The following is a 22,407-nucleotide window of genomic DNA, read 5'->3' as shown; positions in this document are numbered from 1 at the left end:
CCTGACAAATCTAAAACCACGGAGACAAACCATGCACGCAATGCGCACAGCCCTTGCAGGGGCGCTGCTGGCCGTTTGCGCGGCGCCGGCCCTGGCCGGCACCGTCACGGTGATCACGTCGTTTCCCAAAGACCTGACCCAGGCCTACAAGACCGCGTTCGAAAAGGCCAACCCCGGCATCACGCTGGAAATCCTGAACAAGAACACCGTCTCGGGCATTGCGTTCGTGCGCGAGACTCCCGCCGGCCAGCGGCCGGAGGTGTTCTGGGCCAGCGCGCCCGACGCCTTCGAAGTGCTGGGCCGCGACAAGCTGCTGGCCAAGTCGGCCGACATCGCCAACAAGGACGTGCCGGACAAGATCGGCAGCTACCCCATCAACGATCCCGGCGGCATGTACCTGGGCCAGGCGCTGGCGGGCTACGGCATCATCTACAACACGCGCTACATCACGGCGCACAAGATCCCCGCTCCCGTCGAATGGAAGGACCTGCTGTCGCCGGCGTGGTTCGGCCACGTCGGCATCACGTCGCCGTCGCGCTCGGGCACGATGCACCTGACCGTGGAAACCATCCTGCAGGGCGAAGGCTGGGATGACGGCTGGCGCACGCTGCTGCGCATGTCGGGCAACAGCAGCGCCGTCACCGAACGGTCGTTCGGCGTGCCCGACGGCGTGAACAACGGCCAGTTCGGCGCCGGCCCGGTCATCGACTTCTTCGGGCTGTCCAGCAAGTACTCCAAGTTCCCGGTCGAGTTCGTCTACCCGTCCGAGACCGCGATCGTCCCCGCCAACATCGCCCTGATCGAAGGCGCCAAGAATACGGACGAAGGCAAGAAGTTCATCGCCTTCACGCTGAGCCAGGCGGGCCAGGAACTGCTGCTGGAGCCGAAGATCTCGCGCCTGCCGGTGCTGCCCTACTCCGCGCTCGCCGGCAAGATTCCGCCGGGCTATCCCGATCCGGCCGAAATCGCCAAGCGCAGCAAGGTCCACTTCGATGCGGACCTGTCCCAGTCGCGCTACTACGTCGTGCAGTCGCTGTACGACCAGACCGTCACGTTCCGACTGAAGGAGCTGCAGGCGGCCACCAAGGCCATCTACGACGCCGAAGCCAAGCTGGGCGACAAGGCGAAGAACGGCAAGGCTGCCGAACTGCTGGACCAGGCGCGCAAGCTGGCCTGGGCGCCGCTGGTCGATGGCAAGCAGGCGGCCGACCCGGCCTTCCTGGCGATCTTCGCGGGCAACAAGAAGGACGCCGCCGTGAACCAGCAGATCACCAAGCTGGAAGGCGAGTGGAACGGCCGCGCCCGCGCCAACTACGAAGAAGCCGTCAAACTGGCAAGGCAAGCCGCGGCGCTCTGACCCGCAGGCCACGCTGACCGCGGCCCGCCGGCGATGACAGCCGGCACGCCGCGGTCGGCGGCTGTCCCCTGGCAACGATTTCGGGAATCTCGATGAATCATTCGGGCCATTCACGCCTGCCCGCCGGCCCCGTATTGGTGGCGCTGCTGGTTTTCGGCTTTCTGCTGCTCTTTCTGGCCGTGCCCGTGGGCACGGTGTTTCACAGCGCCTTCGTGAATGCCGATGGCAGCTTCACGACGGGCCACTTCGGCGCGTTCTTCAACCAGCCGCTGATGCGCGAGGCGTTCTTCAACAGCCTGTACGTGGCGGGCTGGTCGGCGCTGCTGGCGTCGCTGATCGCGGTGCCACTGGCGTACTTCACGGTGCGCTTCGACTTCCGCGGAGCGCTCCTGATCCAGACCCTGGGCGTACTGCCCCTGATCATGCCGCCCTTTGTGGGCGCGGTGGCCATGCAGCTGATCTTCGGCCGCTCGGGCAGCGTCAACCTGCTGCTCAACGACTGGTTCGGCTTCACGATCCCCTTCATGGAAGGGCTGAACGGCGTCATCTTCGTGGAGTCGATCCACTACTTCCCGTTCATCCTCATGAACCTGGTCGTGGCCCTGCGCAACATCGACGGCGCCATGGAGGAAGCGGCCTTCAACCTGGGGTCGCGCGGTTTCCGCCTGTTCCGACGCGTGATCTTTCCGCTGGCCTTGCCCGGCTATGTGGCCGGCGCCTCGCTGGTGTTCGTGAAGGTGTTCGACGACCTGGGCACGCCGCTGGTACTGGGCACGACCAACATGCTGGCGCCGCAAGCCTACCTGCGCATCACGCAGGTCGGGCTGGAAGATCCGCTGGGCTATGTGATCAGCGTGATCATGGTCGGGTTCTCGATCCTGGCGCTGTGGCTGTCCGCGCGGGTGCTCAGGGGCCGCGACTACTCCACCCTGCAAAAGGGCGGCAATTCGATCCAGAAGCGCAAGCTGCGTCCCGTGGAAAGCGCGCTGGCCTACGGGTGGATCATCCTGGTGCTGCTGCTGGTGCTGTCACCGCACATCGGCGTGCTGCTGCTGTCCCTGGCCAGCGTGTGGAGCTACGCGCCGCTGCCGGACGGATACACGCTGGCGCACTATGCCGCCGTGTTCTCCGAGTCGCAGGGCATGATCGCCAACACCCTGCTCTATTGCGGCCTGGCCGCAGGCATCGACGTGATCCTGGGCACCGCCATCGCCTACCTGATGCTGCGCACCCGGCTGCCCGCGCGGCAATGGCTGGACTTCATGGCGTCCGCCGCGCTGGCGATACCGGGCATCGTGCTGGCCATCGGCTTTCTACGTACGTTCCGCGGCATCGAGCTGCCGGGCACGGGCACCCTGCTGACCTCGTCGTGGATCATCATCATGCTGGCGTACTCGGTGCGCAGGCTGCCGTATGCGCTGCGCTCGTGCGTGGCGGCGCTGCAGCAGATCCACGTTTCGCTCGAGGAAGCCGCCCAGTCGCTTGGCGCCACGCGCATGAGCACGATACGCCGAGTGGTCGTGCCGCTGATGGCCGGGGGCATGTTGGCCGGGTTCGTGACCAGCTTCGTGACGGCCGCCGTCGAACTGTCGGCCACGATCATGCTGGTCACCAAGGACAGCCAGGCGCCCATGAGCTACGGCATCTATCTGTACATGCAAAGCGCCGCGGGGCGGGGCCCCGGCGCGGCGCTCGGCGTGCTGGCCGTGGTCGCCGTGGCCATCGGCACGTATGTATCGCACCTGCTGGTGGAGCGTGCCTCGGCACGTCAGCGGCCGGCTCGCAATGAAGGGGAATCCGCATGAAGAAAGTCAGCGTCGAATGCCGCAACATCCAGCTGTCCTACGGCAAGACCGAGGTGCTCAAGGACGTCAGCATCAGCATCGAACCCGGCGAATTCTTCGCCCTGCTCGGGCCATCGGGATCGGGAAAGTCCACCCTCCTGCGGCTGATCGCGGGCTTCAACCGCCATAGCGCGGGGCAACTGCTGGTGGACGGCAAGGACATCAGCGGCACCCCGCCCTGGAACCGCAACATCGGCATGGTGTTCCAGAATTACGCGCTCTGGCCGCACATGACCGTCTGGGACAACGTGGCCTTCGGGCTGGTCGAGCGCAAGCTGCCGCGCGCCGAGATCCGGACCAAGGTGGAGGCCGCGCTCGACCTGGTGGGGTTGTCCCAGTACGCCAAGCGGCGCCCCAACCAGCTGTCGGGCGGGCAGCAGCAGCGCGTGGCGCTGGCCCGCACCATCGTCATCGAGCCGCAGGTGCTGCTGCTGGACGAGCCGTTGTCCAACCTGGACAAGAAGCTGCGCGTGCAGATGCGCCAGGACCTGCTGAGCCTGCAGCGCCGCCTGGGCATCACCACGATTTTCGTCACGCATGACCAGGAAGAGGCCATGACCACGGCCGACCGTATGGCGGTGCTGGATCACGGCGTGGTCCAGCAGATCGGCGCGCCGAGCACGCTGTTCGACTATCCCGTGAACCGCTTCGTCGCGAATTTCGTGGGCACGATGAACGTACTGGAAGGCAATGTGCGCGAACGCACCAGCAGCAGCCTGGTGCTGGCGGTCGAGGGCGTGGGCGACCTGCATCTGCCGCTGGCGGGCGAGGCGCCCGCCGCCTCGCGGCTGGCCGCGAGCTTTCGCCCTCATACCGTGCAGATCGAGATGGCGGATGGTCTGGGCGATGCGCGCTACGTGTGGCTGCCGGGCATCGTGGAGAGCAGCGAATTCCTGGGCGAGTTCACGCGTTACCAGGTGCAGGTGGGCGAACAGCGGCTGACGGCGGACCAGTCGCATCTGGCCGGGTTGTCGCCGTTTCCGGTGGGCGCGCCCGTATCGGTGGGACTGGAGCCCACGCAGGTGCGGCTGCTGGCAGCCTGACCTACACTTGCGGCCATGGAAATCTACCAGATCCGCGCCTTCGTCACGGTCGCCCGGCTGGGCAATCTGACGAAGGCGGCCGAAGCGCTGTCGCTGACCCAGCCCGCCGTGACGGCGCAGATCAAGGCGCTGGAGCAGAGCCTGGGCGTGGCCCTGTTCGACCGCAGCGGCGGCCGCCTGGCCCTGGCCAAGGCGGGCGAAGTGCTGCTGCCCACGGCGGAATCGCTTCTGGTGCTGGGGGCGCAGTTCAAGTCCGAAGCCCAGCAACTGCAGGGCAGCCTGCACGGCGTCGTGGAACTGGGCGTGCCCAGCGAGAAGCCCGACTTCCTGCGGCTTGGAGAACTGGCCTCTGCCGTCACGCAGCGCCTGCCGCTGGTGGAACTGAAAACCCAGACCCAGCCTGCCGCGGCGCTGGCCGAGCAGGTCAGCACGGGCCGCCTGCCGGCCGCGCTGACCATCGCCGCGAATGCGCCGCGCGGCGTGCTGTGGCTGCCGCTGCGCAGCGTGCGCTACCGCATCGCCATGCCGGGCGAACATGCCGCCGTGCTCAAGCGCGGCGGCTGGCGCGAGGTGGCGCAGCTGCCCTGGCTGGACGGCCCTTCCGGCAGCCATACGCACCTGCTGCTGCGCGACATGTTCGAACGGCACGGCCTGTCCCCGCGCGTGGTGATGCAGAACGACGACCAGGCCAATCTGGATGCGCTGGTGCGCGCCGGCGCCGGCTGCGCCCTGCTGCGCGAGGAAACCGCCCTGGCAGGCGCGGCGTCCAACGACTTCATCGTGTGGGGCCAGGCGCGCGTCGACGCCATGCTGGGATTCATCCTGCCGTACGAACGCGCTAGCGAGCCCGCGCTGGTCGCGTTAAGCTCGATCATTCAAGCCATCTGGAAGCCGCGCGCACCCATTGCGCCGGCCCAGGCATAAGCCTCAATCCCCGCTTCAACACCGTAATGACTGAAATCTGGTTCATCCGCCATGGCGAAACCGACTGGAACCGCCAGCGCCGCCTGCAAGGCTGGCAAGACATCCCCCTGAACGAATTCGGCGTCAACCAGGCGAGCCTGCTGGCCGCGCGGCTGCGCGAAGAGGCCCGCCACACGCCCATACACGCCATCTACAGCAGCGACCTGCAGCGCGCGCATGCCACGGCCATGCCGGTTTCCGAGCAGCTTGGCCTGCGCGTGCGCGTGGAACCCGGCATCCGCGAGCGCGGCTTCGGCGTGCTGGAAGGCTTGGACCACGACCGCATCGACGTGCAGGCGCCCGAGGCCGCGGCCGCCTGGAAAAGCCGCGATCCGCTGCGGCTGCTGGATGGCGGCGAGACCCTGGGCCAATTCCAGTCGCGCGTGATCTCGACGGTGGACGACGTCGCCAGCCGCCATGAGGGCGAGCGCATCCTGATGTTCACGCACGGCGGCGTGCTCGACATCATCTGGCGCCATGCGTCGGGCGTGCCGCTGAACGCGCCGCGCGATGCGGCGCTGCTCAATGTCAGCATCAACCGCGTCGGCGTGCTGGGGCGCAAGTGGGAAGTGCTGGACTGGGGCGACGTGGGGCACGTGGCCGCCGAGGTCGGCGACGACGTCGTGCCTTGAGGCAATGCCGGGGCGGCTGGCCTCAGGCCGCCTTGCGCGGCTTGCGCGGCGCGTTGCGCGCCAGCCTGTCGTAGACCGCATTGGGCAGCAGCCGCATCAGCTTGGCCACCACGCCCATCTGCCACGGGATCACCGTGTAGCTCGTGCCCCGGAGGATCGCCGCCTGCGCGCGCCGGGCGAAGTCGTCCGCTTCCATCAGGAACGGCATGGAATACGGATTGTGGGCCGTCATGGCCGTCTTGATGTAGCCGGGCGCGATCGTCACGACACGGATGCCTTGCGCGGCCAGTTCCAGCCGCAGGCTCTCGCAGTAGGTCACCACCGCGGACTTGGACGCGCTATAGGCGCCCGCCCCCGGCAATCCGCGCACGCCGGCCACGCTGGCGATGCCCACCAGGCGCCCCGCCCCGGCGGCGCGCATCGGGCCGATGAAGGGCTCGAACGTGGCGACCGTGGCCAGCAGGTTGGTGTCCACGATGGCCTTGAAGACGTCGTAGTCCTCGCCATGGTCGGTCAGCGTGCCAGCGCTGATGCCGGCGCTGGCGACCACCACATCCACGCGCCCCTGGCAGAACGCGATGAAATCGAGCGCCGCGGCGTGCAGGGCCTGGCGCTCGCGCACGTCCACGGCGTAGCAGCGGTGCGTGCCGGGCAGGCTGTCGGCCAGTTCGCGCAATGCGTCCTCGCGGCGGCCCAGCAGGCCCAGGGTGGCGCCCCTGGCGGCATACTGCTGCGCCAGGGCGCGGCCCAGGCCGCTGCTGGCGCCGGTGATGAAGACTCTGTCCATGTGTGCTGACCCGCCTGTTGTCGCGTTGCAAAGAATTAGGGCACGCTCTCGCGTGCCCTAATCGTGTACTGCCGGCTTACTTCTGCAGGGAAGCGTGAAGCTCTTGCAGCGGATAGACCTGCAGGCCCAGGCCTTGGCGCAGATACTGCATGCCTTCGACCGCGGCGCGGGCGCCGGCGATGGTCGTGAAGAAGGTCACGCGGGCGGCCAGCGCCTGGGTGCGGATGGTGCGCGAGTCGGCGATGGCGTTGCGGCGTTCTTCGACGGTATTGATGACCAGCGAGATTTCGCCGTTCTTGACCATGTCGACGATGTGCGGACGACCTTCGTTGACCTTGTTGACCACCTGCACCGGAATGCCGGCGGATTCGATTTCGGCCGCGGTGCCGCGCGTGGCGACCAGCTTGAAGCCCAGGGCATGCAGGCCGCGCGCCACTTCAACGGCGCGGGTCTTGTCCTGGTTCTTGACGCTGATGAACACCGTGCCGGATTCCGGCAGGCGCACGCTGGCGGCCAGTTGCGACTTGACGAAGGCTTCGCCGAAGCTCATGCCCACGCCCATCACTTCGCCGGTCGACTTCATTTCCGGACCCAGGATGGTGTCCACGCCCGGGAACTTCACGAACGGGAACACGGCTTCCTTGACCGAGAAGTAAGGCGGCACGACTTCCTTGGTGACGCCCTGGGCGGCCAGGGTCTGGCCGGCCATGGCGCGCGCGGCGATCTTGGCCAGTTGCAGGCCGGTGGCCTTGGACACGTAGGGCACCGTGCGCGATGCGCGCGGGTTCACTTCCAGCACGTAGACGTCGCCGCCCTGGATCGCGAACTGCACGTTCATCAGGCCGCTGACGTTCAGGGCCTTGGCCATCATCGTGGTCTGGCGCTTGATCTCGGCGATGACTTCCGCCGACAGCGAGTACGGCGGCAGGCTGCAAGCCGAGTCGCCCGAGTGCACGCCGGCCTGCTCGATGTGTTCCATGACGCCGCCGATGAAGACGGTTTCGCCGTCGGCCAGGCAGTCCACGTCGACTTCGGTGGCGTTGTTCAGGAAGCGGTCCAGCAGCACGGGCGAGTCATTGCTGACCTTCACGGCCTCGCGCATGTAGCGTTCGAGGTCTTGCTGCTCGTGCACGATTTCCATGGCGCGTCCGCCCAGCACGTAGCTGGGACGCACGACCAGCGGGTAGCCGATTTCGGCGGCGTGGGCCAGGGCCTCGCCTTCGGTGCGCGCGGTGCGGTTGGGCGGCTGGCGCAGGCCGAGCTTGTTGAGCAGCTTCTGGAAGCGCTCGCGGTCTTCGGCAACGTCGATGGATTCGGGGCTGGTGCCGATGATCGGCACGCCGTTGGCTTCCAGGGCGCGCGCCAGCTTCAGCGGCGTCTGGCCGCCGTACTGGACGATCATGCCGACCGGATTTTCCTTGTGCACGATTTCCAGCACGTCTTCGAGCGTCAGGGGCTCGAAGTAGAGACGGTCGGAGGTGTCGTAGTCGGTGGAGACGGTTTCCGGGTTGCAGTTGACCATGATGGTCTCGTACCCGTCATCGCGCAGCGCCAGCGCGGCATGCACGCAGCAGTAGTCGAATTCGATGCCCTGGCCGATACGGTTCGGGCCGCCGCCCAGCACCACGATCTTCTTGCGATCGGTGGGCGCGGCTTCGCACTCTTCCTCGTACGTGGAGTACATGTAGGCGGTGCGGGTGGCGAATTCGGCGGCGCAGGTGTCGACGCGCTTGTAGACCGGGCGCACGTTCAACTGGTGGCGCAGCTTGCGCACTTCGGATTCCGAGGAATCCAGCAGGAAGGCCAGGCGGCGGTCGGAGAACCCGCGACGCTTGAGTTCAAACAGCGTGGCGTAGTCCAGGTCGGCCAGCGTCTTTTGTTCCAGCGCCAGTTCGATGTCGACGATTTCCTTGATCTGCGACAGGAACCACGGATCGATGTGCGTGATGTTGTGCACTTCGTCCAGCGTGAAGCCCTGCGCGAAGGCGTCGCCCACGTACCAGATGCGTTCCGGACCGGGTTCGCCCAGTTCGACCTGCAGCTTTTCGCGGTCGGTGGTCTTCTGGTTCAGGCCGTCGACGCCGACTTCCAGGCCGCGCAGCGCCTTCTGGAACGATTCCTGGAAGGTGCGGCCGATGGCCATGACTTCACCGACGGACTTCATCTGGGTGGTCAGGCGCGCGTCGGCGGTGGGGAATTTTTCGAACGCGAAACGCGGCACCTTGGTGACGACGTAGTCGATCGAGGGTTCGAACGAGGCGGGCGTGGCGCCGCCGGTGATTTCGTTCTTGAGCTCGTCCAGCGTGTAGCCCACGGCCAGGCGCGCGGCGACCTTGGCGATGGGGAAGCCGGTGGCCTTGGATGCCAGCGCCGACGAACGCGACACGCGCGGGTTCATCTCGATGACGATCATGCGGCCGTTCTTGGGATTGACGGCGAACTGCACGTTCGAGCCGCCCGTATCCACGCCGATTTCGCGCAATACCGCGATCGATGCATTACGCATGATCTGGTATTCCTTGTCGGTCAGCGTTTGCGCCGGCGCCACGGTGATGGAGTCGCCCGTGTGCACGCCCATCGGGTCCAGGTTTTCGATGGAGCACACGATGATGCAGTTGTCCGCCTTGTCGCGGACCACTTCCATTTCGAATTCCTTCCAGCCCAGCAGCGATTCTTCGATCAGGAGTTCGCTGGTGGGCGAGGCTTCCAGGCCGCGGCGGCAGATGGTTTCGAATTCTTCGGCGTTGTAGGCGATGCCGCCGCCCGAACCGCCCATGGTGAAGCTGGGGCGGATCACGGCGGGGAAGCCCGAGGTGCCGACTTCAGCCGCGATGCGGCGCTGCACTTCCCAGGCTTCGTCCATGCTGTGGGCGACGCCCGACTTGGCCGATTCCAGGCCGATGTCGGTCATGGCCTGCTTGAACTTCTGGCGGTCTTCGGCCTTTTCGATGGCGTGCTCGTTGGCGCCGATCAGTTCGACGTTGTGCTTCTTCAGCACGCCGTGATGGGCCAGGTCCAGCGCGCAGTTCAGCGCGGTCTGGCCGCCCATGGTGGGCAGCAGCGCATCGGGCTTTTCGCGTTCGATGATCTTTTCGACGGCTTGCCAGGTGATGGGCTCGATGTAGGTGACGTCGGCCGTTTCCGGGTCCGTCATGATCGTGGCCGGGTTGCTGTTCACCAGGATGGTGCGGTAGCCCTCGGCCTTGAGCGCCTTGCACGCCTGCGCGCCGGAATAGTCGAATTCGCAGGCCTGCCCGATGATGATGGGGCCGGCGCCGATGATGAGTATGCTTTTTAGGTCTGTACGCTTGGGCATGATGCAATCTTTACTTTTGGCCGGACATCAGGCTGATGAACTTGTCGAACAGCTCCAGGATGTCGTGCGGACCCGGGCTGGCTTCAGGGTGGCCCTGGAAGCAGAAGGCCGGGCGGTCGGTGAGCTCGAAGCCCTGCAGCGTGCCGTCGAACAGCGAGACGTGCGTCACGCGCGTGTTGGCCGGCAGGCTGGCGGCGTCGACCGCGAAACCGTGGTTCTGGCTGGTGATGAACACGCGCTTGGACTGGAGGTCCTGCACGGGATGGTTGGCGCCGTGATGGCCCGTCTTCATCTTGACGGTCTTGCCGCCCACCGCCAGGCCCATGATCTGGTGGCCCAGGCAGATGCCGAACACCGGCAGCTTCTTGTCCAGGAAGGCGCGCGTGGCCTCGATGGCGTAGTCGCAGGGCTCGGGGTCGCCGGGGCCGTTGGACAGGAACACGCCGTCGGGATTGAGCTTGAAGACGTCTTCGGCGGTGGTCTGGGCCGGCACCAGCGTGATGCGGCAGCCGCGGTCGGCCAGCAGGCGCAGGATGTTGCTCTTTACGCCGTAGTCATACGCGACCACGTGGAACTTGGACTGCTCGGGCGACGTGTAGCCTTCGCCGAGCTCCCAGGTGCCTTCGGTCCAGCCGGTGCTTGCCTTGATCGACACGACCTTGGCCAGGTCCTGGCCGGACATGCCGGGAAAGCCGCGGGCCAGTTCAACGGCGCGCTCGGCGTCGGAACCCACGAAGATGCACGCGCCCTGGGCGCCCTTTTCACGCAGGATACGCGTGAGCTTGCGGGTATCGATGCCGGAAATGGCAACGATGCCCTGCTCGGTCAGGTACTCGGGCAGGGATTGCGTGGAACGGAAGTTCGACACGCGGGCGGGACAGTCGCGGACCACCAGGCCGGCGGCATAGACCCGATTGGCTTCCACGTCTTCGGCGTTGACGCCGGTGTTGCCAATGTGCGGATAGGTCAGCGTGACGATCTGACCGCTATAGCTGGGATCGGTGAGAATTTCCTGGTACCCGGTCATCGCGGTGTTGAACACCACTTCGGCAACGGTATGGCCAGGCGCACCGATCGACACGCCTCGAAAAATGGTACCGTCCGCCAGAGCCAGAATTGCAGGAGGGAAGCGGTTGATCCCCTCGGGAAAGAGTTGCGGCAGCACAGTAAACCCCGGTTTTAGAATCGATAATCAAACCTTCGGATTATACCTTGAGCCGCCGTTTTTCCCGGCGAACCGCGCCAAATAAGGCCGAAACGGGCGTTTTCGGCTGTTTTGCGGCGTCATTGCAGGGCCTTTGCCCCTGCCCCGTCTCGCCCTTGCGGCGGACAGCGGCGCGGCACCGACGGTGATACGCTAGGGGCACCTTCAACCCTAGCAAGCTGCGAGCCGTATACGTCCATGTCCAGCCAACTTGACGCCCTGCGTGACCACACCACCGTCGTCGCCGACACCGGCGATTTCGAAGCCATGAAGGCGTTGCGTCCCACGGATGCGACCACCAACCCGTCCCTTATTCTGAAGGCCGTCCAGCAGGACGCCTATCGCCCCCTGCTGGAAAAGACGGCCCGCGAGCACCGCGGCGCGTCCACCCCCGAGCTCATGGACCGCCTGCTGGTCGCCTTCGGCCGCGCCATCCTGGACATCGTGCCCGGGCGCGTGTCGACGGAAGTGGATGCCCGGCTGTCGTTCGACACCCGCGCGACCATCGAGCGCGCCCGGGGCCTGATCGCCCTGTACGAAGCCGCCGGCATCCCGCGCGAGCGCGTGCTGATCAAGATCGCATCCACCTGGGAGGGCATACAGGCCGCCCGCGCCCTGCAATCGGAGGGCATCCGCTGCAACCTGACCCTGCTGTTCTCGCTGCCGCAGGCCGTGGCGTGCGCCGATGCGCACGTGCAACTGATCTCGCCCTTTGTCGGCCGCATCTACGACTGGTACAAGAAATCGGCCGGCGCCGCGTGGGTGGAAGCCGACAACGCCGGCGCGCGCGACCCCGGCGTGCAGTCCGTCACCGCCATCTATCGCTACTACAAGCATTTCGGCATTCCCACCGAGATCATGGGCGCGAGCTTCCGCAATGTCGGCCAGATTCTCGCCCTGTCGGGCTGCGACCTGCTGACGATCAGCCCGGACCTGCTGAACAAGCTGGCCTCGACCGAGGGCGACGCCCCCGCCCAACTGCGCGTGGCCGACGCCTCGGGCGACATCGCCCGCATCGGGGCCGACGAGGTCACGTTCCGCACCCTGCTGAACGAAGACGCGATGGCGAGCGAAAAGCTGTCGGAAGGCATCCGCCTGTTCGTGGCGGACGCCATCAAGCTGGACGCGCTGATCGACGCGCAGCGCGGCTGATCCGGCGGCGGGCGCGCGGCAAGCGCGCCTGCCGCGGTCAGCGATGATCGTGGGAGTGCACCTGCAGCGCTTCCAGGAACCGCGACACCATGTTGTACGCCGCCACCGTCGCGGTCAGTTCCACCACCAGTTTTTCCGAGCCCATCGCCGTCCTGGCCGCCTGGAACACTGCGTCCGGCACCTGGACGTGCCGCGTCATGGCATCGGTATAGGCGAGCACGGCCTTTTCGCGTTCACTGAACAGGTCCGAATCCTCCCAGGCGTCCAGCGCGTCCAGTTGCGCCTGCGACACGCCCTCTTTCAGGGCGATCGGCGCATGCTGGTCGGCTTCGTACGGCGCGCCGTTGATGGCGGCCACCCGCATGATCACCAGTTCCCGCAGATCGCCCGGCAGGGTGCTCAGTTGGCGGATGGACGTCAGGTAGTTGAGCCACCCGCCGGCCACGGCGGGGCTGTGAAGCAGCATCTGGTACAGGTGCAGCACGCTGCCGCGTTCGGCGACGATGCGGTCGACCAGGGGCCGTGCTTCGGGATGAGTCAGATCAGCGTAGGGAAGGCGGGCCATGGAAGCTCCAGAAAGGTGAATGGGCAGCAAATGCACACATTCTCACAATATATTTGACATAATGACAGGACAGCTGCGCGTCTACGGTACCCGATACGAATGAATGCGCCGACCCAATCCTACCCCCCGTTCACGCTCGCAAACTGCGACAGCGAACCCATCCACATCCCGGGCGCCATCCAGCCGCTCGGGGTGCTGCTCGCGTTCGACGGGGACGGAACGTTGCGCTACGCCAGCGAAAACGCGGCGCAAATGCTGGACACCTGCCTGACGCTGGACCAGCCCTGCCCGCCCGGCGCGCTGCCGCCCGCCTTGGCCCAAAGCCTTTCCGCCTGGGTCGGAAACCCCGACCCCATCTTCGATCCCGTCACCGTCACGCTGGGTGCGCAGGCCTACGACGTCATCGGCCATCGCAACGCGGACGGCCTGACCATCGTCGAACTGGAATCACGGGCCGACGGCGCCGGCATTGCCGCTCCGGAAGCCATCTACCGCAGCATCGAGCGGGTCCGCCGGCAGCGGGGCACCCAGGGACTCTTGGACAGCATGGTGCGGGAAGTGCAGCGGGCCACCGGCTTCGACCGGGTGATGGCCTACCGCTTCCACCCCGACGACAGCGGCGAAATCGTGGCCGAGCAGCGCCGCGCCGATCTGGACGACTGGGTGGGCCGCCGCTATCCCGCCGGCGACATTCCCGCTCAGGCACGCCGCCTCTACACGGTGAACACCCTGCGCCAGATCGCCGACGCCACCTACCAGCCGGTCCGCGTGCTGGCGGCGCCGTCGCCGGAACCGCGGCCGCTGGACATGAGCTTCAGCGTCCTGCGCAGCGTGTCGCCCATCCACCTCGAATACATGGCGAACATGGGCGTACGCGCGTCGATGAGCCTGTCGCTGGTGATCGGCAACAGGCTGTGGGGCATGATCGCCTGCCATCACCACACGCCGCGGCCCATCCCCTACCCCGTCCGCCTGGCGTGCGAGGCGCTGGCGCAGGTGGTGTCGGCGGCGCTGGCCAACATCGAAACCGGCGCGCGCGCCGAACAGGCCCGCCAGAGCGCGGCGCTGGTAAGCCATCTGGCGGAACGCGCGTCCGCCCTTGAAAACGTCCACCAGGCGCTGTCGCGCGGCGAGGAAACCCCCGCATCGCTGATTCCCAACGACGCCGCGCTTTGCCTGTGGGGCAACAGCGTGACGGTGTTCGGCGGCATCGCGCCGCGCGGCGAACTGGCCGGCATCCTGTGCGCGCTGGACCAGAGCGGCCAGCGGCTGGTTCACACCACCAACATCGCACGCGACTACCCCGAACTGCAGACCGACCTGGTGCCCTATGCGGGGCTGCTGGCCTGCAAATTCGATCCCATGAACAATGGCTGGCTGATTTGGCTGCGCAAGGAACAGGTCGAGACGGTCGTCTGGGGCGGCAAGCCGGAAAAGCAATATGCGGTGGGCAGCCTGGGACCGCGCCTGACGCCGCGCGGCTCGTTCGAAGCGTGGCGGGAAGTCGTGCGGGGCATCTGCACGCCCTGGCTGCCGGCCGAGCTGGACGCCGCCGACAACCTGCGCGACGAACTGTCCCACATCGCCACCAGCCGGGCCGCCGACGTGGACCGGGCGCGCACGGCGCTCCTGGCCATGCTGGGCCACGACCTGCGCGATCCGCTGCAATCGATCTCGATGGCCGCCACCCTGCTGTCCCGAACCGATTCCGGGGCGCGCATGGGCGAGCGCATCCGCTATTCCAGCGGCCGGATGCAGCGCCTGATCTCGCAGGTGCTGGACCTGTCTCGGCTGCAGGGCGGCCTGGGGCTGGGCATCGAAAAGCGCTTGTGCGACCTGTCGGGAATGCTGGCCAGCCTGATCGAGGAAAAGCGCCAGGCCTATCCCGGACTGCGCATCGAACCCGACGTGCCCGCCGGCCTGACGCTCATGGCCGACACCGACCGCATCGCGCAGGTCGTCACCAACCTGATGAGCAACGCGCGCCAGCACGGCGCCCCGCGCCAGCCCATCCTGGTGCAGGCCGCGCTGGCCGGCGACGCCATCGAACTGACCGTCACCAATCATGGCGAACCGATAGCGCCGGATCTGCTTGCGCATCTGTTTTCGCCCTTCAAGCCCGAATCGGTCGGGCACTCGCGCAACCGGAGCGGCCTGGGGCTGGGCCTTTATATCGCCGAGCAGGTCGTGCGTGACCATGGCGGCCGGATCTCGGTAGATTGCCGCGACGGGCTGGTCATCTTCACGGTGACTTTGCCGCGCGCCATGCATGAAACAAAACCCTCTTGAACTGTGGAGATACAACTTTGAACGAAGCGCGTCCGTTGCGGGTCCTGCTGGTTGACGACAACGAAATGGGATCGGAACTGCTGGCAGAGTTCCTGGCGCTTTCCAATCTGGAAACACGCTGCGCCGCCAATGCCGCCGAAGCCCTTGAACTGGCGACCGAATTCGCGCCCGATGCCGTGCTGCTGGACATCCTGCTGCCCGACATGGACGGCTACCAGTTGGCAAACCGCCTGCGCGACCGCCCGAACCCGCCCCGCATCTACGCGCTGAGCGGCCTGGCGCGGCACGAACGGCGCGATGATTCCGGCAGCCTGTTCACCGGCTGGATCGAAAAGCCCGCGGATCCCGACGCGCTGCTGGCTCTCCTGCGCCAGGCCGGCTGACTGCCACACCGATGATGTTCCCCGACTTTTCAAGAGCCCTGGCGGTGAAGGGCGTGCAATTCAAGATCCTCGGCCTGGCTTTCCCCGTCCTGCGCCATGACGTCCTGGGCCCGCTGTCCAACGCATCGCTGGCCACGTCGATGCTGCGCCAGGCGCCCGAAGGCGCCCCGGCGGATGCGCTGCAGCAGCGCTGCCAACGGCTGTCGGACGACGTGTCGGCCATGCTGGAGGAAAGCGTGGACACCGTGCGTGGCCTGGAGCAATGGCTGGGCGACGACGGCGCCGTCGTGCCCGCCGGCGACTTGCTGCAGGAATGCCGCCGGCTGATGTTCTCGCAACTGCTCCTGTCCCGTCGCACCATCCGCTGGCCCGAGCACGTGGCGCCCGCCGAACTGCCGCGGTTCAGTTCGCGTTACCTGGCGCTGGCCTGGCTGCTGAGCCTGGTTTCGTTGCTTGCGGCCGACGCCGAGCTGGAACTGGATGCTTCCGAACCCGGTGTGTGGCGGGCCCGCCTGCCCCAGGACACGGCGAACGCCGCCGCGCAGCCGCCGGCCATCGACCCGGGCGAAGTCGAGCTTCTGGCGGCCGACGCGGGCTGGCGCCTGGAACGCCAGGCGCGGTGCTGGGCGCTGTATCTGCCCTCGCAGCCTGCCAACAGCGAGCCGAAGCCATGATATCTCCGGTGCACCAGACGCTGCGCGAAGGCACGCGCGAACGCCACGAGACGCTGGACCGGGGGCTGGCGCTGGCCGACGGCCCCGTCGACCGCGCCAGCTATCTGAACTACCTGCGCGCGCTGCTGGGCTGGCTGGAACCTCTGGAACAGAGGCTCTGGCAACTGGGCTGGCCCGCCAGCCTGCGGGCGGCGGAACGCGCCGGCAAGAGCGCCTGGCTGCGCGAGGACCTGGCCGAGGCCGCAGCCGACACGCCGCGCTGCGACGACGCGCCCAGGCTCGGGACGCCCGACGCCTACGCGCTGGGCGTGGTCTACGTGGTGGAGGGTTCGCAGTTGGGCGGACGCTTTCTGGCCAAGCGCCTGCAAGACGTCGTCCCCGCCCTGCCCCTGCGCTACCTGCAGGGCTACGGCGAGCAGATGGGACCGCTGTGGAAGGAATTCCTGCTGCACCTGGACAGCGAGGCCGGCGCCCTGGGCCGCGAGACGCAGGCCCTGCAAGGCGCCTGCGACGCTTTCGACAGCCTGACCGGCTGGCTGCGCAGCCGGCAAGCGCTGCGGGCCTGACGCCCGCCTTGCCGCCGGCCGCCGGCTACAGCTTTTCGGTTTCGCCCGACTTGGGCTGCCACTTCATCAGGCGCTTTTCACCCACGCCGACGATGGTGTCCAGGATCAGCGCAAAGGCTGTCAGCACGATGATGCCCGCGAACACCGTGTTCACGTCGAACGTGCCCTCGGCCTGCAGGATGAGGTAGCCCACCCCGCTTGCGGAGCCCAGGTATTCGCCCACGACCGCGCCCACGAAGGCCAGGCCCACGGACGTGTGCAGGCTGGAAAACACCCAGCTGGTGGCCGAAGGCAGGTACACGTGGCGCAGCAGCTGGCGCTTGCGCGCGCCCAGCATGCGGGCGTTGTCCAGCAGGGTCGGGCTGACTTCGCGCACGCCCTGGTAGACGTTGAAGAACACGATGAAGAACACCAGCGTCACCGCCAGCGCCACCTTGGACCAGATGCCCAGGCCGAACCACATGCCGAAGATGGGCGCCAGGATGACGCGCGGCATGGAATTGGCCGCCTTGATGTAGGGATCCAGGATCGCGCTGGCGCGCGGCGACAGTCCCAGCCACAGGCCGAAGCCCAGGCCGGCGATGGTGCCGATGAAAAACGCCAGCACGGTTTCGGTCAGTGTCACCGCAAGATGGCCGTAGATATCGGCATTGGTGACGAACCAGGCCCAGATGCGGCCCCACACCTTCAGTGGCTCACCGAAGAAGAACGCCACCTTGGGATCGCGCGACGCGAAATGCCAGACGGCCAGGATGAGGACAAGCAGCAGCAATTGCCAGAAGCGCAGGCTGGAGGAACCGGGTTTGATCAGCTTGGCCATGACTCAGACTCGCTTCTGTTGGGCATAGCCCTTGAGCACTTCTTCGCGCAGCACGCCCCAGATGGCGGCGTGCAGTTCGACGAAGCGCGGATCGATGCGCACTTCCGCCACGTCCCGCGGACGCGGCAGGTCGATCGTGAATTCTCCGATGGGATGCGTGCCGGGGCCGGCCGACAGCACGATCACGCGATCGCTCATGGCGATGGCTTCGTCCAGGTCGTGCGTGATGAACAGGACGGCCTTGCGCTTGGCCATCCACAGGTCCAGGACCTCGTTCTCCATGAGCTGGCGCGTCTGGATGTCCAGCGCCGAGAAGGGTTCGTCCATCAGGATGATGTCGGGGTCGCGGATCAGGGTCTGCGCCAGCATCGCGCGCTTGCGCATGCCGCCCGACATCTGGTGCGGATAGCGTCCCTCGAAGCCGCCCAGGCCGACGCGGCGCATCCATTCGCGGCCCCGCTCCAGCGCTTCGGCGCGGGGCACGCCGGCGAACTCCAGGCCGGCGATCACGTTGTCCAGCGCGCTGCGCCAGGGCAGCAGCGCCTCGCCCTGGAACATGTAGCCCGCGCGTTCGTTGATGCCGGCCAGGGGCTGGCCGAATACCTTCACCTGCCCCGTGGACGGCGCAAGCAAGCCCGCGCTGACGTTGAGCAGCGTGGACTTGCCGCAACCGGTCGGGCCCACCACCGACACGAACTCCCCTGGCGCGATGGCCAGGGTCGTGTCGCTGACGGCGGTGTAGCGCTGCGAACGGTCGTCACGCGAGACAAAGGTGCAACTTATGTTTTCCAGCGACAGCGCGGCTTCAGCCATTGGCGTACTTCTCGTTGGCGCGGCGCGCGAAATCGTTGGTCCAGACCTTGGAGGGATCGATCTTGGCGCCGTCGAAGTCCGCCTGATAGGCGGCCAGGGCCTTGAGCGCGGTGGCGGCGCCGTCTTCGGGAATCATGCCGTCGGGCGACAGGCCTTCCATGCTCTTGGCGAGCGCGGCCTTGTACACGGCCGGATCGCCCAGCAGGTAGGCTTCGGGCACGACCTTGGCGATTTCTTCCGGGCCGGCCTTCTGGATCCACTTGTCGGCGCGCACCATCGCGTTGGTCAGCGCCTGGGTGGTGTTGGGATTGGCGTCGATGAACGCCTGCGGCGCATACAGGCAGCCGGCGGGCATGTTGCCGCCGAAGATGTCCTGCGTATCCTTGAGCGTGCGGGTGTCGACGATGATCTGGATTTCGCCCGGCATTTCCAGCATCGAGACCACGGGGTCGGTGTTGGAGATGGCGTCGATCTGGCCGCTGCGCACTGCCGTGACGGCGCCCGCGCCGGCGCCCACGCCGATGAAGGAGACGTCGGAAGCCTTCAGCCCGTGCTTGGCCAGGAAGAAGCTGACCACCATGTTGGTGGAGGAGCCGGGCGCGGTCACGCCGATCTTCTTGCCCTTGAGGTCTGCCGGACCCTTGTAGCCGGGCAGGTTCTTCTTGGACACGCCCACGCCGATCATCGGCGCGCGGCCCTGCAGCACGAAGGCGCGATAGGCCTGGCCCTTGGACTGCATGGACAGCGTGTGCTCGAACGCGCCGGACACCACGTCGGCGCTGCCGCCCACCACGGCCTGCAGGGCCTTGGAGCCGCCGGCGAAGTCGGCGATGCTGACATCCAGCCCTTCGTCCTTGAAGTAGCCGCGCACTTCCGCGATGGTGAGCGGGAGGTAGTAGATCAGCGGCTTGCCGCCGACTGCGATCTGGACCTTGGACTTTTCGAGCTTCTGTGCGCGCACGATGGCGGGGGCCATGCCCATGACGCCGGCGGCGCCGGCCATCTTGAGCAGTTCACGGCGGGTGACTGACATTGGTTTGTCTCCTAGTTGTAGGGCTTGCCGATAGCGCCGGTCTTCGCCAGCTCGTCGATAGCCGAGGAATCATACCCCAGCGATTTCAGGACTTCCTCGGTATGTTCCCCTAATTTCGGGCCCACCCAGCGCGTCTGGCCGGGGGTTTCCGACAGTTTGGGAACCACGGCGGGGAGCTTGACCGGACTGCCATCCGCCAACCGGTGCTGCTCGATCATGCGGCGCGCCAGGAACTGCGGATCGTTGAACATGTCGGCCACGCTGTAGATCTTGCCCACGGGCACGTCGGCGCGCTTGAGGGCGTCCAGCGCCGCATCGATGCCGCGTCCGTCGCACCACTGCTGGATGGCGCCGTCGATCTCGGCGACGCGCCGCGCGCGGCCGTCATTGCGCACCAGGTCCGGATCCTCGGCCAGGTCGTCGCGGCCGATCGCCCGCATCAGGCGATGGAAGATCGCGTCGCCATTGCCGGCGATGACGATGTTCTGCCCGTCGTTCGTGGTGTAGGTATTGGAGGGCACGATGCCGGGCAGCGCGCCGCCCGTGCGTTCGCGCACCACGCCGGCCACGTCGTATTCGGGAACCAGGCTTTCCATCATGTTGAACACGGCTTCGTAAAGCGCCACGTCCACCATCTGCCCCTGCCCCGCCCGGCATGCGTCGCCGGACTTGCCGTTCCAGCGTCCGCCGGTGGCGTCGCGGTGGCGCAGCGCCATCATCGCGCCGATCACGCCGTGCAGCGCCGCGATGGAATCACCGATCGAGATGCCGACCCGCAGCGGCGGACGGTCGGGATGGCCCGACACATAGCGCAGGCCGCCCATGGATTCGCCGATGGCGCCAAAGCCCGGCTGGTCCTTCATGGGGCCGGTCTGTCCATAGCCGGACAGGCGCACCATGATGAGCGCCGGATTGATGGCACGCAGCTGCTCGTAGCCCAAGCCCCATTTCTCCAGCACGCCGGGGCGGTAGTTTTCCACCACCACGTCGGCGTCCAGCGCCAGCTTGCGGGCGATCTCCTGCGCGCGCGGATCCTTCAGGTTCAGTGCGATGGATTGCTTGTTGCGCGCCTGCACCGTCCACCACAGGGAGTTGCCCTCGTGCAGGTGGCGCCAGCTGCGGATGGGATCGCCGCCGCCCGTGCCGTCAGGCCCGTGCGGCGTCTCCACCTTGATGACGTCGGCGCCGAATTCGCCGAAGATGCGCGCGGCGAACGGGCCGGCGATAAGCGTGCCGAGTTCCAGGACCTTCAGTCCGGTCAGCGCTGACATGGCTTGTCTTCCTCATGTTTTCTTGCCTTGCCGATACGTTGCCGGCAGGACGTTATGGGGCCGCGAGCGTCAGGTGGTCTTGCGCTCCATCAGTGCCCAGGCGATGGTGCCCGCGTCCACGTATTCCAGTTCGCTGCCGGCCGGCACGCCGCGCGCCAGGCGCGTGACCCGCAGGCCGCGCTCGCCCAGCGCCTCGCCCAGGAAGTGGGCGGTGGTTTCGCCTTCCGCGGTGAAGTTGGTGGCCAGGATGACCTCCTGCACCACGCCGTCGGTGGCGCGCTTGATCACGCGGTCGAAGTCCAGTTCACGCGGACCGATGCCTTCCAGCGGCGCCACGCGGCCCATCAGCACGTAGTACAGGCCGCGGTAGCCGTGGCTGGACTCGATCATGTTCTGGTCGGCCGGGGTTTCCACGATGCACAGCAGCGAGGGATCCCGCTTGGGATTGGAACAGGTGGCGCAGACCTCTTCTTCGGAGAAGCTGTTGCAGCGCGCACAGTGCTTCAGGTCCCGCACCGCGCCCTCGAGCGCCCGCCCGAGCATGTCCGCGCCTTGCGGGTCATGCTGCAGCAGATGGTAGGCCATGCGCCTGGCCGAGCGCACGCCCACGCCGGGCAGCCGGCGCAGGGCCTCGATCAGCGAGACCAGCGGCTCGGGTTCGGGCAGTAAGGGATCCATCGCAACCTGCGGCAAATGGCGATCAGAACGGCAGCTTCATGCCCGGGGGCAGCGGCATGCCGGCGGTCACGGACGCCATCTTTTCCTGGGAGGTGGCTTCGGCCTTGCGCAGCGCGTCGTTGAACGCGGCGGCCACGAGGTCTTCCAGCATGTCCTTGTCGTCGCCCAGCAGGGACGGGTCGATCACGACGCGCTTGACGTCGTGGCGGCAGGACATGGTGACCTTCACCAGACCGCCGCCGGAGGCGCCTTCGACCTGGATTTCGGCCAGCGCATCCTGCGCCTTCTTCATGTTTTCCTGCATCTGCTGCGCCTGGCGCATCAGGCCGGCCAGTTGTCCTTTCATCATGATGGAGCTTCCTTGAACGAGGGGAATGAGGAATGGCCGCCGCCTCAGGCGGCGGCGGGGGAATCGACGTGGCGGATGGAGCCGGCCACGACCTGGCCTCCGAAATCCGCCACCAGCGCCTGCACGAACGGATCGACGGCCACCGCGTTTTCGGCGGCCAGCTGGCGCGCCGCGCTTTCGGCCTGCGCCACCGCATGGGCGGTGGCGTCGCCGGTGACGCCGACCTGCACGTCCAGGCGTATGCCCTGCCCGAAATGTTCGCACAACACGGTCTGCAGGCGCACGCGGCTTTCGCTTTCGGCCAGCGTCTTGACGGCCACGCGCAGGATGATGGCATCACCCTGCACGCCGGCCCATTCGCTCTGGCGCGCCAGTTCCGCGGCCAGGCCGGTCACCGGCAGGCGAGCAGCCAGCTCCGGCCACAGGACCGAGGTCATGTCGGCCAGGCGGGCGCGCGACGAGCGCTTGCGCGCGGGCGCCGGGCCCTCGCGCCGGACGGCTGCCGGCACGGGCGCCGCCGAGGGCGTGGTGGCCAGGGTTTCGAAATCGTCGTCGGGATCGGACGTGAAGCCGCTTTCCGGAACGAAGCCGCCTTCGGCTTCGAAGGGAATTTCTTCGTCGACCCACGCCGGCGGGCCATCCGCGTCGTCCGGCGCCGGGGCGGGCGC

The 22,407-nt window shown here is 67.0% G+C and carries 20 protein-coding genes and 1 pseudogene; 10 read left to right on the top strand and 11 right to left on the bottom strand.

The features are described from left to right. Positions 1-31 precede the first annotated feature (31 nt). The 5 genes from ABE485_RS15770 (at position 32) to ABE485_RS15750 (ending at position 5,839) form a co-directional block, all read left to right on the top strand. Entirely contained in the window at positions 32-1,357 is a 1,326-nt protein-coding gene (locus tag ABE485_RS15770; RefSeq protein WP_346516206.1) for an ABC transporter substrate-binding protein, read from the top strand. A gap of 92 nt (positions 1,358-1,449) precedes the next feature. Beyond that, positions 1,450-3,162, top strand: a complete 1,713-nt coding sequence (locus ABE485_RS15765; RefSeq protein WP_346516205.1) for an ABC transporter permease — start codon at positions 1,450-1,452, stop codon at positions 3,160-3,162. Further along, on the top strand, positions 3,159-4,244 hold the full coding sequence (locus ABE485_RS15760; RefSeq protein WP_346516204.1) for an ABC transporter ATP-binding protein: 1,086 nt from the start codon (positions 3,159-3,161) through the stop codon (positions 4,242-4,244). Before ABE485_RS15765 ends, ABE485_RS15760 begins: the two co-directional genes overlap by 4 nt. 15 nt (positions 4,245-4,259) lie before the next feature. Then, on the top strand, positions 4,260-5,168 hold the full coding sequence (locus ABE485_RS15755) for a LysR family transcriptional regulator (RefSeq protein ID WP_346516203.1): 909 nt from the start codon (positions 4,260-4,262) through the stop codon (positions 5,166-5,168). A gap of 26 nt (positions 5,169-5,194) precedes the next feature. Then, positions 5,195-5,839: a histidine phosphatase family protein gene (locus ABE485_RS15750; protein ID WP_346516202.1), complete on the top strand. Its 645-nt coding sequence runs from the start codon at positions 5,195-5,197 to the stop codon at positions 5,837-5,839. Positions 5,840-5,861: 22 nt separating this feature from the next. On the opposite strand, the gene ABE485_RS15745 is transcribed toward ABE485_RS15750, so the two are convergent. The 3 genes from ABE485_RS15745 to carA all read right to left on the bottom strand — a co-directional run bounded on the left by ABE485_RS15745 (position 5,862) and on the right by carA (position 11,107). Further along, positions 5,862-6,626 (bottom strand): SDR family oxidoreductase, encoded by a 765-nt coding sequence (locus tag ABE485_RS15745; RefSeq protein WP_346516201.1) that lies wholly within the window; start codon positions 6,624-6,626, stop codon positions 5,862-5,864. Positions 6,627-6,702: 76 nt separating this feature from the next. After that, a complete protein-coding gene (carB, locus tag ABE485_RS15740; protein ID WP_346516200.1) occupies positions 6,703-9,942 on the bottom strand; it encodes a carbamoyl-phosphate synthase large subunit in 3,240 nt (1,079 codons plus the stop codon). Between the two features lie 10 nt (positions 9,943-9,952). Further along, entirely contained in the window at positions 9,953-11,107 is a 1,155-nt protein-coding gene (gene carA / locus ABE485_RS15735; RefSeq protein ID WP_430795431.1) for a glutamine-hydrolyzing carbamoyl-phosphate synthase small subunit, read from the bottom strand. 237 nt (positions 11,108-11,344) lie between these two features. On the opposite strand from carA, the gene tal reads away from it, so the two are divergent. Beyond that, positions 11,345-12,298 (top strand): transaldolase, encoded by a 954-nt coding sequence (gene tal / locus ABE485_RS15730; RefSeq protein WP_346516199.1) that lies wholly within the window; start codon positions 11,345-11,347, stop codon positions 12,296-12,298. 37 nt (positions 12,299-12,335) lie between these two features. On the opposite strand, the gene ABE485_RS15725 is transcribed toward tal, so the two are convergent. Next, the gene (locus tag ABE485_RS15725) at positions 12,336-12,863 is read right to left on the bottom strand and encodes a carboxymuconolactone decarboxylase family protein (RefSeq protein WP_346516198.1); all 528 of its coding nucleotides are present in this window, start codon (positions 12,861-12,863) and stop codon (positions 12,336-12,338) included. Between the two features lie 99 nt (positions 12,864-12,962). Between ABE485_RS15725 and ABE485_RS15720 the strand changes: the two genes are divergently transcribed. The 4 genes from ABE485_RS15720 to ABE485_RS15705 are packed head-to-tail and all read left to right on the top strand — an operon-like array spanning position 12,963 to position 16,775. Next, positions 12,963-15,152: an ATP-binding protein gene (locus ABE485_RS15720; RefSeq protein ID WP_346516197.1), complete on the top strand. Its 2,190-nt coding sequence runs from the start codon at positions 12,963-12,965 to the stop codon at positions 15,150-15,152. A 17-nt stretch (positions 15,153-15,169) separates the two neighbouring features. After that, positions 15,170-15,535, top strand: coding sequence for a response regulator (locus ABE485_RS15715; protein ID WP_346516196.1), 366 nt, complete (start codon positions 15,170-15,172; stop codon positions 15,533-15,535). A 53-nt stretch (positions 15,536-15,588) separates the two neighbouring features. Next, entirely contained in the window at positions 15,589-16,209 is a 621-nt protein-coding gene (locus tag ABE485_RS15710) for a hypothetical protein (RefSeq protein WP_346516195.1), read from the top strand. Continuing rightward, positions 16,206-16,775 (top strand): biliverdin-producing heme oxygenase, encoded by a 570-nt coding sequence (locus ABE485_RS15705; protein WP_346516194.1) that lies wholly within the window; start codon positions 16,206-16,208, stop codon positions 16,773-16,775. Before ABE485_RS15710 ends, ABE485_RS15705 begins: the two co-directional genes overlap by 4 nt. A gap of 25 nt (positions 16,776-16,800) precedes the next feature. Here the strand turns inward: ABE485_RS15705 and ABE485_RS15700 are convergent, their stop codons facing one another. The 7 genes and pseudogenes from ABE485_RS15700 to ABE485_RS15670 all read right to left on the bottom strand — a co-directional run. Further along, positions 16,801-17,595 carry an ABC transporter permease gene (locus ABE485_RS15700; protein ID WP_346516193.1) on the bottom strand — a complete coding sequence of 265 codons (795 nt, stop codon included), beginning with the start codon at positions 17,593-17,595 and terminating at the stop codon, positions 16,801-16,803. Positions 17,596-17,598: 3 nt separating this feature from the next. Then, the gene (locus ABE485_RS15695; protein ID WP_346516192.1) at positions 17,599-18,408 is read right to left on the bottom strand and encodes an ABC transporter ATP-binding protein; all 810 of its coding nucleotides are present in this window, start codon (positions 18,406-18,408) and stop codon (positions 17,599-17,601) included. Then, positions 18,401-19,441: an ABC transporter substrate-binding protein gene (locus ABE485_RS15690; RefSeq protein WP_346516191.1), complete on the bottom strand. Its 1,041-nt coding sequence runs from the start codon at positions 19,439-19,441 to the stop codon at positions 18,401-18,403. The genes ABE485_RS15695 and ABE485_RS15690 overlap by 8 nt, the downstream gene beginning before the upstream one ends. Positions 19,442-19,452: 11 nt before the next feature. Then, positions 19,453-20,712 carry a CaiB/BaiF CoA transferase family protein gene (locus tag ABE485_RS15685; RefSeq protein ID WP_346516190.1) on the bottom strand — a complete coding sequence of 420 codons (1,260 nt, stop codon included), beginning with the start codon at positions 20,710-20,712 and terminating at the stop codon, positions 19,453-19,455. 69 nt (positions 20,713-20,781) lie between these two features. After that, positions 20,782-21,390 carry a recombination mediator RecR gene (recR, locus tag ABE485_RS15680; protein WP_346516189.1) on the bottom strand — a complete coding sequence of 203 codons (609 nt, stop codon included), beginning with the start codon at positions 21,388-21,390 and terminating at the stop codon, positions 20,782-20,784. 22 nt (positions 21,391-21,412) lie between these two features. Beyond that, a complete protein-coding gene (locus tag ABE485_RS15675) occupies positions 21,413-21,739 on the bottom strand; it encodes a YbaB/EbfC family nucleoid-associated protein (RefSeq protein ID WP_008158099.1) in 327 nt (108 codons plus the stop codon). A gap of 44 nt (positions 21,740-21,783) precedes the next feature. After that, positions 21,784-22,407: pseudogene (locus ABE485_RS15670) on the bottom strand (DNA polymerase III subunit gamma/tau); the annotation flags it as partial.

The sequence above is a fragment of the Achromobacter spanius genome (genome assembly GCF_039673305.1).
Taxonomy (GTDB): Bacteria; Pseudomonadota; Gammaproteobacteria; order Burkholderiales; family Burkholderiaceae_B; genus Achromobacter; species Achromobacter spanius_F.
Note: the sequence above shows the minus strand (reverse complement) of the source record. Positions and strands in the feature narration are given on the sequence as shown.

Bases quoted from the DNA above. Each gene is read 5' to 3' on its own strand.
- ABE485_RS15770 (WP_346516206.1), top strand. From the start codon at position 32: ATGCACGCAATGCGCACAGCCCTTGCAGGGGCGCTGCTGGCCGTTTGC.
- ABE485_RS15765 (WP_346516205.1), top strand. From the start codon at position 1,450: ATGAATCATTCGGGCCATTCACGCCTGCCCGCCGGCCCCGTATTGGTG.
- ABE485_RS15760 (WP_346516204.1), top strand. From the start codon at position 3,159: ATGAAGAAAGTCAGCGTCGAATGCCGCAACATCCAGCTGTCCTACGGC.
- ABE485_RS15755 (WP_346516203.1), top strand. From the start codon at position 4,260: ATGGAAATCTACCAGATCCGCGCCTTCGTCACGGTCGCCCGGCTGGGC.
- ABE485_RS15750 (WP_346516202.1), top strand. From the start codon at position 5,195: ATGACTGAAATCTGGTTCATCCGCCATGGCGAAACCGACTGGAACCGC.
- ABE485_RS15745 (WP_346516201.1), bottom strand. From the start codon at position 6,626: ATGGACAGAGTCTTCATCACCGGCGCCAGCAGCGGCCTGGGCCGCGCC.
- carB (WP_346516200.1), bottom strand. From the start codon at position 9,942: ATGCCCAAGCGTACAGACCTAAAAAGCATACTCATCATCGGCGCCGGC.
- tal (WP_346516199.1), top strand. From the start codon at position 11,345: ATGTCCAGCCAACTTGACGCCCTGCGTGACCACACCACCGTCGTCGCC.
- ABE485_RS15725 (WP_346516198.1), bottom strand. From the start codon at position 12,863: ATGGCCCGCCTTCCCTACGCTGATCTGACTCATCCCGAAGCACGGCCC.
- ABE485_RS15720 (WP_346516197.1), top strand. From the start codon at position 12,963: ATGAATGCGCCGACCCAATCCTACCCCCCGTTCACGCTCGCAAACTGC.
- ABE485_RS15705 (WP_346516194.1), top strand. From the start codon at position 16,206: ATGATATCTCCGGTGCACCAGACGCTGCGCGAAGGCACGCGCGAACGC.
- ABE485_RS15700 (WP_346516193.1), bottom strand. From the start codon at position 17,595: ATGGCCAAGCTGATCAAACCCGGTTCCTCCAGCCTGCGCTTCTGGCAA.
- ABE485_RS15695 (WP_346516192.1), bottom strand. From the start codon at position 18,408: ATGGCTGAAGCCGCGCTGTCGCTGGAAAACATAAGTTGCACCTTTGTC.
- ABE485_RS15690 (WP_346516191.1), bottom strand. From the start codon at position 19,441: ATGTCAGTCACCCGCCGTGAACTGCTCAAGATGGCCGGCGCCGCCGGC.
- ABE485_RS15685 (WP_346516190.1), bottom strand. From the start codon at position 20,712: ATGTCAGCGCTGACCGGACTGAAGGTCCTGGAACTCGGCACGCTTATC.
- recR (WP_346516189.1), bottom strand. From the start codon at position 21,390: ATGGATCCCTTACTGCCCGAACCCGAGCCGCTGGTCTCGCTGATCGAG.
- ABE485_RS15675 (WP_008158099.1), bottom strand. From the start codon at position 21,739: ATGATGAAAGGACAACTGGCCGGCCTGATGCGCCAGGCGCAGCAGATG.